This is a genomic window from Brachybacterium phenoliresistens (assembly GCF_000576425.1).
GTDB lineage: Bacteria > Actinomycetota > Actinomycetes > Actinomycetales > Dermabacteraceae > Brachybacterium > Brachybacterium phenoliresistens.
In genome coordinates, this window is record NZ_KK069991.1 from 126667 (window position 1) to 144777 (window position 18111).

General features: G+C 69.6%; 17 protein-coding genes. 10 read left to right on the forward strand and 7 right to left on the reverse strand.

Annotated features, from left to right (window positions below):
• Window positions 1-144: 144 nt before the first annotated feature.
• The 6 genes from BF93_RS07035 to BF93_RS18895 are packed head-to-tail and all read left to right on the forward strand — an operon-like array spanning window position 145 to window position 7197.
• On the forward strand, window positions 145-1392 hold the full coding sequence (locus BF93_RS07035) for an ABC transporter permease (RefSeq protein WP_156954072.1): 1248 nt from the start codon (window positions 145-147) through the stop codon (window positions 1390-1392).
• On the forward strand, window positions 1389-2438 hold the full coding sequence (locus BF93_RS07040) for a glycosyltransferase family 4 protein (RefSeq protein ID WP_051486648.1): 1050 nt from the start codon (window positions 1389-1391) through the stop codon (window positions 2436-2438). The genes BF93_RS07035 and BF93_RS07040 overlap by 4 nt, the downstream gene beginning before the upstream one ends.
• A complete protein-coding gene (locus BF93_RS07045; protein WP_038371609.1) occupies window positions 2435-3277 on the forward strand; it encodes a hypothetical protein in 843 nt (280 codons plus the stop codon). Before BF93_RS07040 ends, BF93_RS07045 begins: the two co-directional genes overlap by 4 nt.
• Window positions 3274-4224, forward strand: a complete 951-nt coding sequence (locus tag BF93_RS07050) for a glycosyltransferase family 2 protein (RefSeq protein ID WP_051486649.1) — start codon at window positions 3274-3276, stop codon at window positions 4222-4224. The genes BF93_RS07045 and BF93_RS07050 overlap by 4 nt, the downstream gene beginning before the upstream one ends.
• Window positions 4224-5393: a glycosyltransferase gene (locus BF93_RS07055; protein ID WP_084148340.1), complete on the forward strand. Its 1170-nt coding sequence runs from the start codon at window positions 4224-4226 to the stop codon at window positions 5391-5393. Before BF93_RS07050 ends, BF93_RS07055 begins: the two co-directional genes overlap by 1 nt.
• Complete coding sequence (locus tag BF93_RS18895) at window positions 5386-7197, forward strand: ABC transporter ATP-binding protein (protein ID WP_084148341.1); 1812 nt, start codon at window positions 5386-5388, stop codon at window positions 7195-7197. Before BF93_RS07055 ends, BF93_RS18895 begins: the two co-directional genes overlap by 8 nt.
• Here the strand turns inward: BF93_RS18895 and BF93_RS18900 are convergent.
• The 4 genes from BF93_RS18900 to BF93_RS07075 all read right to left on the reverse strand — a co-directional run bounded on the left by BF93_RS18900 (window position 7175) and on the right by BF93_RS07075 (window position 11205).
• Entirely contained in the window at window positions 7175-8185 is a 1011-nt protein-coding gene (locus BF93_RS18900; RefSeq protein ID WP_051486651.1) for a glycosyltransferase family 2 protein, read from the reverse strand. The two genes, BF93_RS18895 and BF93_RS18900, sit on opposite strands and share 23 nt — an antisense overlap.
• Complete coding sequence (locus BF93_RS19750; RefSeq protein WP_198025375.1) at window positions 8185-8832, reverse strand: alpha-1,2-fucosyltransferase; 648 nt, start codon at window positions 8830-8832, stop codon at window positions 8185-8187. Before BF93_RS19750 ends, BF93_RS18900 begins: the two co-directional genes overlap by 1 nt.
• Before the next feature lie 194 nt (window positions 8833-9026).
• The gene (locus tag BF93_RS07070; protein ID WP_038371611.1) at window positions 9027-9977 is read right to left on the reverse strand and encodes a glycosyltransferase family 2 protein; all 951 of its coding nucleotides are present in this window, start codon (window positions 9975-9977) and stop codon (window positions 9027-9029) included.
• Between the two features lie 130 nt (window positions 9978-10107).
• Window positions 10108-11205 (reverse strand): acyltransferase family protein, encoded by a 1098-nt coding sequence (locus tag BF93_RS07075; RefSeq protein WP_038371612.1) that lies wholly within the window; start codon window positions 11203-11205, stop codon window positions 10108-10110.
• Between the two features lie 202 nt (window positions 11206-11407).
• On the opposite strand from BF93_RS07075, the gene BF93_RS07080 reads away from it, so the two are divergent.
• Window positions 11408-12553 carry a glycosyltransferase gene (locus BF93_RS07080; RefSeq protein ID WP_038371613.1) on the forward strand — a complete coding sequence of 382 codons (1146 nt, stop codon included), beginning with the start codon at window positions 11408-11410 and terminating at the stop codon, window positions 12551-12553.
• Between the two features lie 65 nt (window positions 12554-12618).
• Here BF93_RS07080 and BF93_RS07085 read toward each other — a convergent pair whose 3' ends face one another.
• Complete coding sequence (locus tag BF93_RS07085; RefSeq protein ID WP_038371615.1) at window positions 12619-12912, reverse strand: hypothetical protein; 294 nt, start codon at window positions 12910-12912, stop codon at window positions 12619-12621.
• 494 nt (window positions 12913-13406) lie between these two features.
• On the opposite strand from BF93_RS07085, the gene BF93_RS07090 reads away from it, so the two are divergent.
• Entirely contained in the window at window positions 13407-14990 is a 1584-nt protein-coding gene (locus BF93_RS07090; protein WP_198025376.1) for a helix-turn-helix transcriptional regulator, read from the forward strand.
• A 51-nt stretch (window positions 14991-15041) separates the two neighbouring features.
• Here BF93_RS07090 and BF93_RS20010 read toward each other — a convergent pair whose 3' ends face one another.
• Window positions 15042-15446 (reverse strand): hypothetical protein, encoded by a 405-nt coding sequence (locus tag BF93_RS20010; RefSeq protein WP_232226243.1) that lies wholly within the window; start codon window positions 15444-15446, stop codon window positions 15042-15044.
• Here BF93_RS20010 and BF93_RS07100 point away from each other — a divergent pair.
• Together BF93_RS07100 and BF93_RS07105 are read left to right on the forward strand one after the other, a co-directional pair.
• Window positions 15403-16785: a sugar transferase gene (locus BF93_RS07100; protein WP_038371620.1), complete on the forward strand. Its 1383-nt coding sequence runs from the start codon at window positions 15403-15405 to the stop codon at window positions 16783-16785. The genes BF93_RS20010 and BF93_RS07100 overlap by 44 nt on opposite strands.
• A 53-nt stretch (window positions 16786-16838) precedes the next feature.
• On the forward strand, window positions 16839-17339 hold the full coding sequence (locus tag BF93_RS07105; protein WP_038371622.1) for a VanZ family protein: 501 nt from the start codon (window positions 16839-16841) through the stop codon (window positions 17337-17339).
• Here the strand turns inward: BF93_RS07105 and BF93_RS07110 are convergent.
• Entirely contained in the window at window positions 17236-18075 is an 840-nt protein-coding gene (locus tag BF93_RS07110; RefSeq protein ID WP_084148344.1) for a nucleotidyltransferase family protein, read from the reverse strand. The two genes, BF93_RS07105 and BF93_RS07110, sit on opposite strands and share 104 nt — an antisense overlap.
• Window positions 18076-18111: the final 36 nt, after the last annotated feature.

Here is an 18111-nt window from a genome sequence, read left to right on the forward strand (position 1 = left end):
AGCGATCGCGGCGTTCGCAGTCGTCGCGACGCGAGCCATCGATTCGCACCCGCACACAAGCGCGGGCGAGACGATACTGAGCCGGCAGCTCGTGTCCCTGCGCGATGCGCTGCAGTGGCGAGCTCGACCCTTCGAGGAGATGCCATGACCACGCCGCACCGCGCTCGTCTCCGTGGGGGAAGCCCATCGCGGCATCCCGGCCGGGCCGCAACGACCAGCGGTCCGAGTGCCGACTCAGCTTCAGGCGGCCTGTCCGCCTCGCTGCACCGTGTGGGCCAGCTGCGGATCCCGGAGCTGCTGCTGTTCTTCGCGCTGATCTTCGAGACCTCGTTCGGGCTGCCGCTCCCGGCCAACTACCTGGTGATCCTCGCGATCCTGGTCCTGGCGATGACGCGCAAGCCGCAGTTCGACCTGGGGCGCATGCAGTTCCTTATCCCTCTCCTGGTGGTCGGCCTGTTCTACATCGGCATGGTCTCGATGTTCTCCGATCCCACGGAGTTCGCCGCCGACTGGAAACGTCGCATCATCCGGATGATGCTGACTGCCGCCCTGCTGTTCGTCATGGCGTCCGGACGCATCCACATGCGCTCGGCGCTCACGGGGTTCGGAGCGGGGCTGGCCGTCAATGCGGTGGCCTTCTATGCAGGATTCGCTCCGGACCACTACGGGGGCGTCCTCTCCGGGTTCTTCGAGGACAAGAACGTCGCGGGTCTCGCCTATGCGGCCGTGGGAGTGCTGATGGTCAGCCTCAGTAGCCGCCCTGTGCCGCGCGTGCTCCTGTTCCTGGGATTTGGAGTCCTCGTCTATCTCACGGACTCGCGGACTTCCATGACCGCGTACGCCGCAGCCGCGCTGTGGATGCTGATCGCTCCCCGGCTTCCCCTGCTCGGCCGGTGGCTTCTCGGCGGGCTAATCTGGGTGGCGGTCGTGGTCGCTTCCGAGGACTTCTCACGGATCGGCCGTTTCTCCGAGCGAGAAGGCTCCGACCTGCTGAGATCACGGATCGACGCGGCATCCGAGATCAAGGTCGGCCAGGCGGGATTCTTCGGGAACGGACTCGGCGAGGCCTACGTGTACTTCGATGCCGACAGGAGCACCTGGTACTTCCACAATTCGTACTGGACCACACTCGTCGAGGGCGGCTGGCCCTGGGCGGTGCTCCTCGTGGGGATGACGGTGGCCATCGGCCTGCGCCCGTTCGCCGGAAAGCTCACGTCCCACGAAGTCATCGCGCAAGCGGCGACCATCGCCACACTGATCTGCGCGTGGCGACTGGGGGAGGTCTTGTTCACGATGCAGTGGGCGATCATCATGGCGTTCGCGCTGCAGGCACGCCTTGTCGCGGACGGAGCGATCCGCGAGCAGCAGAGCGGTGTGGGGAGGAAGACGTGAACTCCTTCCCGGTCGCGATCGCGGCAAACAACGGTGACATCGGCGGCGGCGAGGTCATGCTGCTGAACATCGCCCGCGCCGTCCGCGAGATCGGCCTCGAGCCGTTGGTCCTCGGTCCAGCGGCGCCGGCCGAGCTGGTCGCTGCGGCACGGGACCGAGGGTTCTCGGTCCAGGAGCTCGAGGCGCGCGACCGGCGCAGCTATATGGCCTCGCTGCGACGGTGGCGCCGTGCTCACCCCCGGTTTCCTCTGTGGTGCAACGGCCTGGTGCCCTCGTTCGCCACGGCGGGGATGGGGCCGCGACTGGTGCATCTGCACATCGCACCGCACGGAGCTCATCGCATAGCGGCCGAGGCGGGGCGGTTCGGGGCGCGAAGGGTGCTCGTGCCCTCTCGGGACATGGCACGGCGCATCCGAGGAAGCGTCGTGCTCGCGAACTGGACGGAGTCTCTTGCGGTTAGGGACCGACCGCGCAGGAAGAATTCGCTGCGTGTCGGATTCCTCGGCCGCCTGACGCGCGACAAAGGGGTCCATATCCTCGCGGACGCGATCGCGCGACTGCGGGACACCGGCTTCGATGCGACGCTCGTCCTCGCGGGGGAGAACCGCTTCGGCTCTGCGGAGGACGACGCGGTGATCGGAAGTTCGCTGGCACGGCTCGGCCCGGCTGTCGAGGACCTCGGGTGGACCGACAGGCGATCGTTCTTCGACGCCGTCGATCTGGCCGTCTTCCCCTCGGTCTGGGCGGAGCCGTTCGGACTGGTGGTCGCTGAGGCCATGGCCGTGGGCTGTCCCTTCGTCATCAGCGATGCCGGGGCGCTTCCCGAAGTCGCCGGTGCGGACCACCCCTGGATCGCACGCGCGGGGGATCCCGAGCATCTCGCACAGGTGATCTCCGAGGCGGCCGACGTTCTCGACCACTCCGAGCCCCAGTTGCAGCGCGCGCGCAGTCGATGGGAACGTGAGTTCTCCCCTCAGGCCGGCACGGCGCGGGTCCGCGCGCTCCTGCGCACCCTTGACACTCCCGACAACCGAGGTGAGGCATGAGCGACTCGGACATCTGCATCGTCTCCGGCGCGGACGAGATCCGGCTGCGGTCCTACGTGAACCACCGGATCTTCGCGCACGAGCACCAGCTGGACTACCGGCTCGAGTGCGGTCTCGACCGAGACATCACCAATCCGTTCTTCTTCAAGTCGGCGATCCTCCGTCGTGTGCTCCCGAAGTACGCATGGATCGCGTGGATCGACGACGACGCATTCTTCACCGACTTCGAGAGGGACACGATCGGTGACCAGGTGCGGCAGGCCGAGGAGAGCGGAGAGTTCCTCGTCATCGCCGAGGGACCGCTCGAGCCGAACGGATTCTGGTCCAAGATCAACAGCGGAGTCGTGCTGCTGCGTAACGATGCTCGCGGAACGGAGCTTCTCCGACGACTGACCTCGGTTCCGCTCGAGACGGTGCGCTCCTGGTGGGACGAGGACCGTGACGGTGTGTTCACCGGCGGAGACCAGGACCAGATGTGGTGGGCGCTCAACGAGTCCGGGCTCTTGCATGAAGCACGGATCGTCTCCCACCGCGACCTCAACTCCCGCGGCCACTACTACGAATCCTCGCTCACCGACAACGCCGTCATGCACTTCTGCGGGCACCGGGACAAGGCGCTCGGGATCGCCCGCTTCGCGCAGCGCTTCGGGATCGGTCATGAGCTCGTCCCGGACCACCTTCTGGACCGCTACAGCGTCCGTCGTCGCAGTCCGATGGGAAGGGCCGAGTTGGCCGCCCGCGCGGCTCGCCAGGAGGCCATCGGACGGGCGAAGCCGTATCTGAAGCCGATCGTGACTGCAGTGCGTGAGCAGAGAGCACGCCGGAAGGAGGGGATGTGACCCCCGAGGCCGTGCCTGCCGCGAGCATCATCGTGCCCTCCTACAAGGGAGCGGCACGGCTGCCGCTGCTCCTCGATCGGCTCGCAGAGCAGGCGCCAGCGAGTCCCCGTTTCGAGGTCATCGTCGTCGTGGACGGGATCGACGACGGATCGGTGGAGATCGTCGAGAGGGAAGAACGCCTCGACGCGCGCGTGATCCTCTTCCCGACGAACCAGGGCAGGGTCGCAGCCTTGAACGCCGGTTTCGACGCCGCACAGGGCGAGATTCTGATCCGGTGCGACGATGATCTCCTGCCGGAACCCGACTACGTCGTGGCGCACATCGATGCCCACCGGAGCGGGCCTCGGGGTGTCGTCGGGCTCTACCTCAACCAGTATGAGCCGACGGCATTCGCGGAGGCATACGGCCGGAGCGCGGACGCAGCATTCCGTCGAGCCGCCTATCAAGCGCCCCCGGACATGACCTGGCGGTACTGGGCCGGGAACTGCTCGGTGCCTCGGCAAGTGTGGGAGACCGTGGGGGCTTACGATCCCGACTATCGGCTCTACGGCTGGGAGGACGTGGACTACGGGTTCCGCATCGCTGCTGCGGGATTCCCTGTCGACCTGGTGCGCGAGCTGGAGACCGGACACCGCGTCGCTGCCGTGACAACCGAGATCCGAGCGCGTCGCGCTGCGCATTCCTCGGCAGCGCGCCGGATCTTCGAGAGAAAGCACGGCACCGGAGTGCTCCCGTCTGCTGTGCCGTCCTGGTCCGCATGGAATCTCGGTGTCCGGGTGGTCTCGCACCTCACCACGCTCATCGCACCCCGTCGAGTCGGAGCTGCGATCGACAAGCTTCTGCCGCATGTCCCGCGGAGCATCGGACGCAAGCTTGTCGCGCTTGCCGTCGAGGGATCAGCGCTCTCTGGGTACCGCCACCCGAATCGCGCGACGGAGGTCTTCTGATGCCGCGGATCGCTATCGCCCATGACTACCTCACCCAGCGCGGCGGAGCGGAGCGCCTGGTGCTGTCGATCTGCCGGGCATTCCCCGAGGCCGAGATCCACACCCTCTTCTACGAGCCCGACCAGACGTATCCCGAGTATCGCGGCCATCGGATCCGCACCAGCGTCCTGAACCGGATCGGGCCGTTCCGCCGCGACCCGCGACTCGCCCTGCCGCTGCTCGCTCCGGTCGCCTCGCGCATGCGGATCGACGCCGACGTGGTGATCGCGAGCTCGTCCGGATGGGCGCACGCGTTCCCCACTCGGGGACGCCGCATCGTGTACTGCCACTCGCCGGCCCGCTGGCTCTACCTCCCGCACGATTATCTCGGGCAGGCCGGCAGGCTGGACCCCAAGCGACTGCTGCTGGGTGCACTTACACCCCTGCTCACGCCGTGGGATCGCCGAGCGGCCCGGCAGGCCGATGCATACCTCGCGAACTCCACGGTGGTGCGGGAGCGGATCCGGAAGGTATATGGCTTCGACGCCACGACGCTGTTCCCGCCGTTCAGCCCTGATATCGCCGAGGGGGCCCAGGAGCCGATTCCTGCTCTCGCCGGCTGGGCGGGGGCGGACGGCACCGAGGGCGGGCATCATCTGGTGGTGTCCCGGCTGCAGCCGTACAAGCACGTGGATCGTGTGATCGAAGCCTTCCGGAGCCTTCCCGACCAGCGACTCCTGGTGATCGGCAGAGGCCCCGAGGGAGAACGCCTGCGTGCTCTCGCCCCGCCGAACGTCATGCTGGTCGAAGGACTCAACGACGCGCAGATGCGGTGGGCCTACGGCAATGCCCGCGCCCTCGTCGCTGCCAGCCATGAGGACTTCGGCCTCACTCCGCTCGAAGCGGGAGCGCACGGCGTGCCCACCCTGGCCCTACGTGCAGGCGGCTACCTCGACACCGTCCTGGAGAACGTGAACGGTGCGTTCTTCGAGGAGCCGACCGCCGCAGCGATCAGGGAATGCGTCGAGCGGGCAGCGGCAAGCACCTGGGACGCGACAGCGATCCGTGCCCAGGCCGAGACGTTCGCGGAGGACCGATTCATCGACGGTCTTCGCAGCGCGGTGGCAGGCCTCGGGATCGAGCCCACATCGGAGCCGATCTCCGGCCGCGAAGGAGGACGACATGGATGAGCGAGATGGCGCGCCGTCCCCGGAGAGGCCGTTGCGCTCCCTCGGGGTCGTGCTCGGCACGCGCACCAAGACGAAGATCGCGCTGGCCGCCGTCGTCGCCGGCGCCCTCGCACTGCTGGAGACCGCAGCACTGGTCACCGTCCTCCCGCTGGTCGACATCGCGACGGGAGCCCCGCTGGACGAGGGAGTCGTCGGCACGCTGTGGCGTGCGCTCGGATCGCCCGGCCGCGCGGCCTTCGGGCTGATGCTCGTGCTGGCCGTCGTGCTGCTCTTCATCGTCAAGGACGTGTGCACCATGGCCTTCACGTGGTGGCAGTCGGGGTTCGTGGCCCGGGAGCGGGTCGCCCTGTCGGTGAGGATCTATCGGCGGATCATGCTCTCCCCGTACGTGGAGTTCCGCAGGCGCTCCTCGGGTGAGGCATTCCGGACGATGACCGCCGCCGTGGGCGAGGTCTTCCGATCGATGGTCGGCGGCCTCATCACCCTGATCTCGGGCGGCCTGACCGTCCTGGCCATCGTGCTGGCACTGGTGATCACGGCACCGCTGCAGGCGGGGATCGCGCTGGCCTACTTCGGTGCCGCCGCTCTCGCGTACAGCCACCTGGTCCGGCCGCGGATGCGGAAGGCCGGGGAGCTCATGATGCAGGGATCCGTCGAATCGACGATCGCCGGCCTCCAGGGGCTGAACGGCTTCAAGGAGGCGAAGATCCGCGACTCCTCCGAGTACTTCGTGGAGCGGTTCTCGCGCGGCATCACCCTCACGGAGCGCGCCTCGCGCGAGGGGAACTTCTACAGCTCGATCACGAAGTACCTGCTCGAGATCGTGTTCGTGGTCGGCGTCGGGATCCTGCTCGCGGTCAGCTTCGCCACGGGGGCGGAGCAGGACTCGATCGGCTCGCTGGCCCTGTTCGTCGCCGCCGGGTTCCGGCTCCTGCCGAACCTGTCCCAGGTGGTCGGGGCAGTCAACGGCTTCAAGCTGGGCCAGGAGTCGCTGGCGATCGTGCGGGACGAGCTGCGCGAGGAGCTGCCCCCGCGTCCTGCGGAGATCGCGGGGATGCGTCTCCCGTTCGAGAAGGAGCTGCAGCTCGAGGACGTCCGATTCCGGTACCCGGGCGCTCGGGAGGACGTCGTACGGGGAGTCGATCTCACGATCCCCTTCGGCCGATCCATCGCGTTCGTCGGGGGCTCGGGGGCGGGCAAGACCACGCTGGTCGACCTGATCCTCGGTCTGCTGGAGCCCCGGAGCGGGACCATCCGGGCGGACGGCGTCGACGTGGGGACGGACCTGCGCGCCTGGCAGCGCAACGTCGCCATGGTCGCGCAGGACGTCTTCCTCACCGAGGAGTCCGTGCGGCAGAACATCCTGTTCGACGTCCCTGCCGAGCAGGCCGACGAGGATCGACTGCAGTCGGCTGTGGAGAAGGCCCAGCTCGCGGACGTGGCCGCACAGCTGCCCGAGGGACTGGACTCGAGCGCCGGCGAGTGGGGATCCCGGCTCTCCGGCGGCCAGCGCCAGCGGGTCGGCATCGCCCGCGCCCTCTATCTGGCGCCGCGCCTGCTCGTGCTCGACGAGGCGACCTCCGCCCTGGACAACGACACGGAGCGTCGCATCACCGACACCATCGCCGCGCTGAACGGGGAGGTGACCGTGATCGTGGTCGCGCACCGGCTCTCCACGGTCAAGGACGTGGACGAGATCGTGTTCCTCAAGGACGGAAGGATCGCCGGTCGCGGGAGCTTCGCCCGGCTCCAGCAGGAGAACGCGGACTTCGCCCATCTGGTCAAGCTGGGGGACCTGGGCTGAGGGGTGGCTCTGGCCGTTCGTGCAGACCGACCCCGAGGCGGCGTTCGGGAACCCGCCCCAGGACCCTGTGGCGCAGGGTTCCGAGCCAGAAGCCGAGCACGCCCTGTGCCCGGATGGTGAGCCCGGACAGATCCCTGCGACGCGGCCGCAGGCACATGGCGACGGCGGCGGCTCCGAGCCGGACAGTGGAGCTCAGGAGACGCCCACGGCCGACGAACGGTGAGCTGGCGATTCGGTCGTAGCGGACGCACAGCAGGACGTGCGTGCTGGCAGCACGACGCGCGATCCGCCCTGCCGCAGCCGTGTCCGTGCGGGTCCGGTAGGCGATGCGCATCGCCGGGGAGTCCAGGATCGGCAGGCCTGCTTCGCGAACCCTTGCGGCGAGGTCGTTGTCCTCGCCGGCAAAAGGCAGGGATTGGTCGAAACCTCCGAGGGAGTAGAAGAGGTCGCGTTCGATCCCGAAATTGCCGCCCATGATGATGGGGATGGCGGTCCGTGCCTGTGGACGCAATTCTGGGGTTACCCTCCCCCTCGGCTCGATTCGATGTCTCACCGCAGCCACATCGGACGGGAAGTCATCATCGAGAACCGGCAGTGCGCTGCCGGAGAAGACGCTGGCCTGATCGAACAGTGCGGATGCGTCTGACAGCCACCATGCGGAGACGCAGTCGTCGGCGTCGCAGAACAGGAGTCGCGAGCTGCGGGCCGCGGCGGCGCCGACGTTCCGTGCGTAGGACGCCCCTGCCTCCTCCGGAGCCGCGATGAGTCGCACCGACTCCGCCCCTGCCGCCAGGAGCGTCCCCCGGAAAGCGTCGACGACCGCGGCCAGCGAGTCGGTCGACCGATTGTCGACGACCACGATCTCGAAGGATGGGGCCTCGCGCTGCGTGGAGAGCGCCTCGAGCTGCAGCGCGAGCACCTGAGCTGCCTGATGGCAGGGGATGATCACGCTGATGAGCGGCGAAGCTCCCGTGTCGGTACGTCTCATCAGGCGGCCCTGGTGTCGAGGCGGATCCACCGGGGATCGAAGAGGTCGTCGACCAGAGAGCCGTCCCAGGTGCGCTGGTGGTAGGGCGGAGCCACCGCCAGATGAGCGTCGTCCATGCTTCGGGCGAGATGGCTGCCCCAGTAGGAGAACGTGGAGTTCGCGAGAATCAGGGTTCTGGACGCAGCGAGCGCCGCCAGATCGTCGAACGGTGTGAGGCGGTGTTCGAGAAACCGTGGCTCATGGGGGAACGAGAGATTCTCGCGGCACCAGCTCGGATCGTCGGAGACGATGAGGATGTCCTCGGTTCCGCGTCCGTTCCGGCGGACGGCGTCCAGGGCGCCGTGCACATGATCGGCGATGTCGATCGCGAACTCTCTCTGGAACTCCGGAACGCTGTAGTAGTCTCCCCGACGCACATTGATCACGCAGGTGTTCTCGTCGAGGATCTCCCGGGCATGGTCCAGCCGCCTCGTGAACGACGGGCTCGATGCGAGGAGCCATCGGCAGAATTTCGCGTTCTCCTCCACGGTGAAACTTCGGCCCACATGATGCCGGGTCGCGAAGACGCGCCGGTCCAGGAGGCGCACCTGGGCTCGGTCGACCGTCAGGGAGCCGAGCGAAGGGAACTCCAGGATCCAGTCGGGCATGTGCTCCGTCCTGAGCACGCGGGCCTGCCTCCCTCGGGTTCGTTCGAGGTAAGCCCATTGCCAGAAGTACAGGATGTTCCCGCCTCGCACTGCTGTCGGGGTGAACTGGACCAACGGGGCGGAGGGCCGCTCCCGCAGCCGGTCGAGCACGCGGCGGGGGGCAGCCGTGAGAGTGGCGGGGAACCGATCCGGGCTCATCCGTCCACCTGCTTCCAGGACAGGGCTCGCCGGGTCCACAGAGCACCCTGCTTCGCCTGCGCCAGGAGTCCGGAGGATCCCCCGCGGGCATCGCGGAGCAGCTGCAGGGACCGGCGTGGTGCCATGGTGGAGCGCACCGATCTCTTGGCCAGCTCCCATCTCTTCGAGAGAGCATCACGCGCGAGGTCGGCCGGCGCATCCTCGTAGTGGCGCAGCGTGGCATCAAGTGCCTCGATGAATCGAGGATTCTCCGACACGAATCCCGTGGCCCCCAGTGAGGTCTCCAGTCGTCGGACGCACACGAGCGGTTCGTCGGTCCATGCGAAGGGGGAGTGCTTGGACAGACGGACGAGGAGTTCGAGATCTTCATAGAAGAGGTCGCCACGGTAGCCGCCGGCATCCTGCAGACGCCGTGTTCGGAAGAAGAGGGAGGCGGCAGGCATCCAGTTGCGGTACATCAGCTCCGCGAACGGGTGGGCTCGCGTCTTCGCGTCCTCGGGCCACGGGAACTCCTGGCGCGACGAGTCGTGCAGCAGTGCTCCTGCCGCATCGATGACGTGCGCGTCGCTGTATCCGAGCACGGCGTCGGGCTGCCGCTCCAGGAGCTCGACGTGCCGTGCGATGCGCTGAGGGAGCATGGTGTCGTCCGCCGAGATGTAGGTGAAGTACTCGGTGGTGACGCCGTCCAGATGCTCGTTCAGCGTCGGGTTCAGTCCGCGGTTCTCCGCGTTGGGCAGGAATGTCGCGAACCCGGGATGCCGTGCGAGATAGTCCTCGACCACCTGAGCGGTACCGTCCGGCGAGCAGTCATCGGCGATGATCACCGCCGCCGGGGAGACGGTCTGCGTCCGGATGCTCTCGAGGCAGGCTTCGACGTACTTCTCGTGCCGAAAGGCGACCACCAGGACCGTGACATCGGCTGTTGCCTCGGGTGCTTCTGCGTGCATGATCTGCTCTTCTCGCGACGGGATGGGAGGCCCACAGGAGGCCGATGCTGGAGAAGGATCGTGCGCTGTTCCCCCGGTCGCTCCCCGGGACCTACGGTAGCGCGGAGGTCGGACCGGAGGGACGGACCTCTCAGGCGGCGCGGACGATCTTTGCCGCGGGGACTACTCCCCGGAGCCTGAGGGCGGGCTGCTCGATGAGGTGCCACGAGGCCCACGCGATCGGAAGCGTCACCGCAAGACACCCGAACACGGCCGGTGCCCATCCGAGCTCGTGGATTCCCATGATGACGAGCATCTGCTGGACGGGGAACCCGAACAGGTAGACGCCGTAGGAGAGATCTGTCGAGGAGCCGATTCTCGTCGTCAGCAGGCAGGCCGCAGCAAGGACGGTGACGGCGAGCGAGGGCACGGCTACGAGGTGACCGATCCCCACTGGCATTCCCGAGACGTGGACTGCCAGGAGGAAGACCGATGCCGCGGAGACCCCGACGGCACGGGTGAGCCGGATGCGATCGCCCCACACATAGGCGAGCATTCCCCAGGCGAAGCATGTCCACAGCCGCAGGCCGGTGTCCGCGATCGATCCGGCCGATCCGGGAACAGCTGAAGTGATCGCCCCTTCCGGAAGGACCACGTACGCGAGGGTGAGCAATGAGGTCGAGATGGTGACGACGCTGCGAAGCCGCGCACGGACGGCGGGGATGGCGCACACGATCGCGACCCCCGCATATGCGCAGGCTTCGTAGAACAGGGTCCACAGCGAACCGTTCCACACGCCGGACCACGGCACGGAGAGCAGCGTGTCGCGGATGCCGTCCTGGGACGGCTTCAGGTCCAGAGATCCGAACACGTAGGAGGCCGCAGAAGCGGCGTTCCATCGTGCGCCTGACTCGAGAGCTGCACCCAAGGGTGCGAACACGAATGCCGTACTGATGACTGCGGCGACATACGCGGGATAGATGCGCAGGAATCGGCGCCAGAGAAACGGTGCAGGGCCCGACCGTACGCCGGAGGCGAGCACCAGGTAACCGGAGAGGACGAAGAACCCCTCGACAGCGGCGCCGTGCAGCCCGCCATGGACGAACGGCCCCCATCGCACAGGCTCGAATCCTCCCAACGGGAAGGCATGCCCGAGGATGACCAGACCGGCGAGTGCTAGCCGGACGAAGCCCACGGCATTGTCCCGTGTCTCCAACCGGGCGCGCAGGGTTCCGCCGACGGGTGTCATGTGTCCTCTTTCTCGCGCGAGTGCTCGCCGGAAGCGCTGATCTCGCCGCGATCCGTCGTCGCGAACATCTTCCCAGCGCCACGGAAGGTCCGCATCGTCGACACCGTTTCGTCTCACGATCCGTGCACGTCGCGAGCCGGTGCCCGGAGCAGAGGAATAGGATCGGCCGAGGGTGCGCACCGGGGCGGAGAAGGGAACTGCGATGGTCCAGAGATTGGTCGTCATACAGAACGATCCGGTGGGCGTCGCGGGTCATGCGATCGGCATCTCCGTCAAGACCCTCGAGGGGCTCGAGCACTACGCTCGCGGGTGGCCCGGGGACGTCGTGGTCGCTGCCCGCGTCCTTCCAGGTCTGTCCGATCCCCTCCTCACCTGGCGACGCCGCAGCGATCTCCCGTTCGATCTCGATCTGCGGGACGTGCCTTCGCAAACGCCGGCGCGCGACGGCGCGGCCGTGACACTCGCTCTGCATCAGCATGACCATGCATGTCTTCTGGAACGGGATCCGAGACGTCTCGTCTGGACCGCGGAGAACCCGGTGCGAGAACGGATCCGCCTGGCCTCTGCCGACGCGGGGCCGGTGACGCGTGCGCGGATCACGCTGGGCTGGATGCGTCGACGCCCGGCGCTGCGGCGCATGGTCGCCGCTGCCGGGGGGCTGCAGGCCAACGGCTACCCGGCTTTCGAAGCGTACGCGTCTCTGGCTCGTTCGTCGCTGCTGTTCTTCGACACGCGCGTCTCGCGCGCCATGGTGCAACCAGCGGAGATCCCGATGCCCGCCCCGGGGCCGCGTGAGGCGCAGCGGTCGCTGCGAGTGGCGTTCTCCGGTCGGCACGAAGCGGCGAAGGGCCCTCTGCACGCGATCCGCGCCGTCGTCCGCGCTCGTGCGGCCGGCGCGTCGGTGACCATGGACGTCTTCGGACAGGGGGCCCAGACGGAGCAGATGCGTGCCGCCGCGGCGCCGGCGGGGGAGTGCATCGCGTTCCATGGCAGCGTTCCGTTCGCGGACCAGTGGGTGCCGACGGTGCGGGACGGCGTCGATCTCATGGTCCTGCCGCACGTCCAAGGCGACCCGGCCGGGACCTACCTCGAGGCAGCAGCCCTCGGCGTACCCGTGCTGGGATTCGCGAATGCTGCGCTCACCGCGCTGGTCCGCGAGCACGGCATCGGCTGGACAGTTCCGATGAAGGACGACCGCCGCCTTGCCGAGAGGCTCGTCGAGCTGGCGCAGGAACCGGGCGAGGTCGCGCTGGCCGGGCATCGTGGCATCGAGTTCATGCGCCAGCACGCTTTCGAGGACGAGTTCGACCGACGGGTCGCGCACCTGCGGGAGGTCGCGCAGCTCTGATCCCGCGTCGGGAACGGGGCGCGTGTCTCTGCACCTCCTGGCGCGACGTCAGATCGCGCGGCCCATCACCCCGCCTGCGGGTACGCCGCCTGGGCCACGGACTGCAGCGCGTGGCGCACCGTCCTGCCGGCGGCGCGGGCGGCTTCCTGCGCCGGGATCAGCGCGATCCAGCCGACCATGTCGGCGTCCCCCTGCATGCCCGCGTCGACGGACTCCCACACGCGCGCGCCCTTGATGGAGCGCAGCACGGCGAGGAAGGCGTCCTCGACCGGCTCGTCGGATGCGGCGATGGTCCCCAGCGGCAGAGCCTCCGCCTGCTCGGCGCTGGTGATGATGGTCGTGGTGTACAGCATGGTCATCCCCTGGTCCGTGGATGGAACTGCACTGCCGCAGTGCGGCAGATTTCAATCACCGAAGATTAGCGCGCCCGTGCCCGCCCGCGACAGCCTCTCCTGCGTTGCAGGAGAAGTACCCCCGAAGTACCCCCCGAGCACCCGCCGGGCCGTGTCCGAACCGTGACCTCCGGAGTGTCCGATTCTCCGGTTTCCTCCGTGTCGCCGGGGGTGGCGGTGGTTCAATGGGTGCATCGTCCATGCCGGTCACCGCGGGGAGACGCGCAGCGCACGGCAGGCGAGGACCGGACACCGGGAGTGGTCCTGTGGGGGGACCGCGAACACCGCCCGGTCCGCGAGACCGGGCCTCGGTCCGGAGATGGCAGCGCACGTGCACGATCCTCGAACGGACCAGGGACGGGATCACCACAGCACGGACGCTGCACAGCACGTCCCGTGCCCCGTGGGGGTGCGGCGCCTTCCGCGCTCCTGGTCGCGCCCGACGCACCACGGAGGAGCCCATGGAGACCCGAACCCATAGCAGCCCGGGCCTGGGCATGGACGACTCCCGGGGCCGGGCTGCACGACTCCTCGCCGAGATCGAGGAGATCCGCGAGAGCACCGCCGAGGATCGCCTCGCCGGCTTCCTGGACACCTCCTACTTCGCGGCCTGCCTGCTGGTCCCCGACGCCCTCGAGGAGCTCCTCGCCGCGATGCCCTCGCGGCCCGATCTGCTCGGCGCCCGCAATGCCCTCGCGCGGACGTTCCTGCACGCGGACGCGCCCGTGCCCGTGCACGCCTCCGTCCAGTTCGGACGCTGGTACGCACAGACCACCTCGCCCGGGCTGCGGGACCGGCTCGGGATGCTCCTGCTGCGGCTCCAGCAGCAGACCTTCGATGGCCGCCACGATCTCGCCGTGCGCACGGCGGAGGAGCTGACGGTGGAGCTGAACTCCGCCCCCGACCGCTCCGGGATCCAGGACTTCCTGCCCGCCGTGCTGATCGGCGTGGGCTCGGCCCACCTGCAGGTCGGCGGTCTGGACGCCGCGGTCGGCTCCTACCGGTCGGCCGCGCGCTTGGCGGAGGCCGGCTCCCATCCCGCCCACGAGCACGCCGAGTCCTTCGTCGAGCTCGTCCGGGCGCTGCGGGCCGACGGCTGCCCCCACGAGGCGCGCCGGCGCATCGCCCCCGCGCATCCGCGCGGCGCCCGCAGCTCCCTGCTGTGGATCTGGTCCTGCGTCGCCGTGCTCGCCCGCGGCCTGCGCTCCCTGGCGGCGGGCGACCTGCACACCGCCCAGGAATCCCTCGAGCGCCTCGGCCTCGGTCCCGAGGGCGGGGACGTGGACGCGCTCGGGCAGTACTGGTGGGTGCCGCTGCACCTGCGGGCAGGGATCGCCCTGCGCCGCGGCGACCGCGACCGGGAGGTCCACCTGCTCCGGCGCGGGCTGGAAGAGCACTTCCCCTCCGTCGGCCCGACCTCCTACGCGGGCAGCCTGCTGCGGGCGGACCTCGCGGACCTCCTCCAGGCCTGCCACGCCGACAGCGAGGCAGCGGCCGTGCTCGACGAGGCGGAGCGCGGCGTGCCGACGTCCCAGGTCCTCGCCTCCCGGGCCCGCCTGCTGCACCTGACCGGCGACGATGCCGGACTGGACCGGCTGCTCGAGAGGACCGGCCGCTTCCATCCGCTGAGCTCGCCGCAGCTGGACGTCCTGCGTCTGCTGCGGCGGCATGCCCGGCTGCCCCGGCAGGCCCCCGCCGCCGAGGACCACGACCTGTGGAGGGCGGTCATGGCTCGCGCCGGCGACCTCGAGCTCTCGCTGCTCCCGGCCGAGGTCGCCGCGGCCTCCGCCCCCGACGGGGAGACTCCGCGCCCCGTGGGGTCCGGCCCCTTCAGCCGTCCGGACCCCGCGCATCTCAGCCGGGCCGAGCGCGACCTGGTGGCGACCCTGCGGGCCGACGACACCATCGCCTCGGTCGCCCAGCGGATGTACCTGTCCCCGCACACCGTCAAGACCCGCCTGCGCGACATCTACCGCAAGCTCGGCGTGCACTCCAAGGAGGAGCTCTTCGAGCATCGGGGCGCGCTCCTGCACCCGCCGCCCTGAGCTCCCCGTCCCGACGCGACCGTCGGCAGGTGAGCCTACCGACGCGTCACGTCACGAAGTCGTCACAGTTCCAACGCGCAGGGCCATCACCTGCCGGTCCTCCGGGACAGGCAGGGCGAGGGAGGCTAGCATGAATCGTCGGCGGGACAGCGCCGCACCGGGGCGCGGGCATGTGGGGAGGCTTGCGCAGGCCGGGAAGGACCACAGGGGGACCACCATCTTGACCACGGACATCTCTGCGCCGGCGACGCCGCGCACCACGAAATCGACTCCGCGCAGTGCGAGCTCGACAGCGCGCACCGCCGGCTCGACGCCGCATGCCGCGAGAGCGACCGAGGCGCGCAGCGCGCTGCGTCGCAGCATCGCCTCCGCCGGCTCCAGCCGCACCCTGCGACGCGGCAGCATCGCGGCGATGGTTCTCGCCGACGTGCTGTGCCTGGTGATCGCGGCGCTCACGGCCTACATGCTGCGCCAGGCGGTGCTGGGCCGCGCCGGCGACCTCACCGAGAACCTGTGGGACGCGGCCGTCCTCATCGCCCTGGGCTGGCTGGTCGCCATCGTCCTGTTCAGCGGGTACGACCCGCGCCTGCTGCCGGCGGGTCCCGAGCTGTTCGGCAACGTGCTGCACGCGAGCCTCGCCGCGGCCGGGATCGTGGGCAGCGTCGTCTACCTCGCGAGCATCGAGCTCTCCCGCGGGTTCTTCCTGGCATTCTTCGTGATCGGGCCCCTCCTGCTGCTGCTGAACCGCCTGCTGCTGCGCCGCATCCTCAACGCGGTGCGGGCCCGCGGGCACTTCCGCGAGGGCGTCATCGCCGTCGGGGACCTGCGCCATGTCGACGGGATCGCCCGCACCATCGGCCGCGAGACCTGGCTGGGCTACGACATCGTCGGCGCGGTGACGCCGCCCGGTGATCGGTCCACGGCCTCCGCGCTGGGGATCCCGGTCCTCGGCACCGAGGCGGATCTGCTGAGCATCGCCGACGAGGTGCGCCCGCACGTGCTGCTGTTCACCGCCGGGTCCAGCGCGAGCGCCGAGGAGTTCCGGCGCACGGCGTGGAAGCTCGAGGACGCCGAGGTCCGGGTGATCGTCGTGCCGGCGCTGACGGAGATCTCCGCCGACCGCGTGCGCATGCGCCCCGTGGCCGGCCTGCCGCTGGTGCACATGGACCTGCCGCGCGCCCGCCACGCCGTGAAGTGGACCAAGCGCGCCGTGGACGTGCTGGCCTCCGGCGCCCTGCTGATCCTGCTGTCCCCGCTGCTGGCCGCGATCGCCCTGGCGGTCCGCTCCGCCGACGGCGGGCCCGTGATCTTCCGCCAGCAGCGGGTGGGACGCGACGGCGAGCAGTTCGAGTTCCTCAAGTTCCGCACCATGGTCACCGACGCCGAGGCGATCCTCGTGGAGATGACCGAGCGCGCGGTCCAGGACCGCGGCAACGCCGTCATGTTCAAGATGAAGCACGACCCGCGCATCACCCGGCCCGGCCGCTTCCTGCGCCGCTACTCCCTGGACGAGCTGCCGCAGCTGTGGAACGTGCTGCGCGGGGACATGAGCCTGGTCGGCCCGCGCCCCGCGCTCCCGCGGGAGGTCCACGGCTACTCCGAGGACGCCCACCGCCGCCACAGCGTGCGGCCCGGGATCACCGGCCTGTGGCAGGTCTCCGGGCGCAGCGACCTCTCCTGGGAGGACACCGTGCGCCTGGACCTGTACTACGTGGACAACTGGTCCTTCACGCAGGACGTGCAGATCCTCGCCCGCACCCTGCGGGCCGTGGCCTCGTCCTCCGGCGCCTACTGATGCTCGCCGCGTCCCCGGACGTCGCCCCCGGGGGCTCGGCATCGGGGAGGGGCGTGCGCCGCCCCGTCCTGCTCGTGGTCGCCGCGTCCGTCCTCGCCCTCTACCCGATCGGCGCGGGCGCGCTCCTGCTCACGGCCGACGGCTGGGCCGTGAACCGGGCGAACGTGCGGATCTGGTACGCGGTGACCTCGGTGACCGGGGGCCGCAGCGTGATCACGCCCGAGGTCTTCGCCGTCCTGGCCAATGTGGCCCTGTTCGTGCCGCTGCTGGCGGCGCTCGCCGTTCTCGTCCCCCGCTGGTGGTGGGTGCTGCCGGCATCGGCGCTGAGCATCGGCGTGGAGCTGTACCAGCTGGGCCTGGGCACCCGGCAGGCCGATGTGCTCGACGTCCTCGCCAATACCGCCGGGGCGGTGCTCGGCGTCTGGCTGGGCCGGGCGATCCATCGTCGGGTCATCGGCGGCGCAGCGCCCGCCCCAGGCGGTCGAACCACTCCCGCCGCATCTCCGCGCGGCTCGGCCGATGCCCCAGCCGGAGCGCCAGATGATCGGGATTGACGCGCGCCGCATCCAGCAGCAGGGCCGCCCGCTCCCGCACGCCCGCGGCGTCGCGCCAGCGCGCCCGGCGGATCCCCCGGGAATCGGCCCGGGCATGCAGAGCGCTCCAGATGTGCTCGCCCGGCAGCCCGCGGGCCAGCTCCGGACGGCCGGTCGCGATGACCAGCGGCACCGTCGCCCCCAGGCGGGCGGCCAGCGCATCCAGCCGCTCCCGCTCCGCGGCATCGGCCTCCGTCCAGCAGACCCGCACGTCATGACGGGCGTGACCGGAGGCGTCGCGAGCCGCATGCACGAGCAGCAGCAGGCGCTGGGCCAGCAGATCCGGCACCGCGCAGGAGGCCCCGCCCAGGTCGACGGCATGCGCGCCCGCCCACATCAGTGCGAAGGTCTCCTCCGGGTCGCGGTCCAGCCCCGGGAAGGAGCGGTGCACGTCGACCGTGCCCCAGACGGGATGGTGGAAGGTCGCCGCATGGGCGAACACGCTGCCGTGGCGGAAGCTCGTGACCTGCCCCCAGCCGGCGGCCACCAGCGCCGGGACCAGCGTGTCCACATGCGCCGGGTGCACCAGCAGATCGCAGTCCGTCGACGGGCGGCGGCCCTCGGCGAGCACGGGATGCAGGGCCACGCCCTTGACGTGCAGGATGGGCACCTGCGCCTCCCGGGCGAGGTGCTCGAGGACGCCGTGCGCGAGCCGCAGACGCGTCAGCGTCGGCACCTGGGCCGTGGAGGGTTCCATGCGGCCCACTCTAGAGACTCACGGCATGATCGGGGG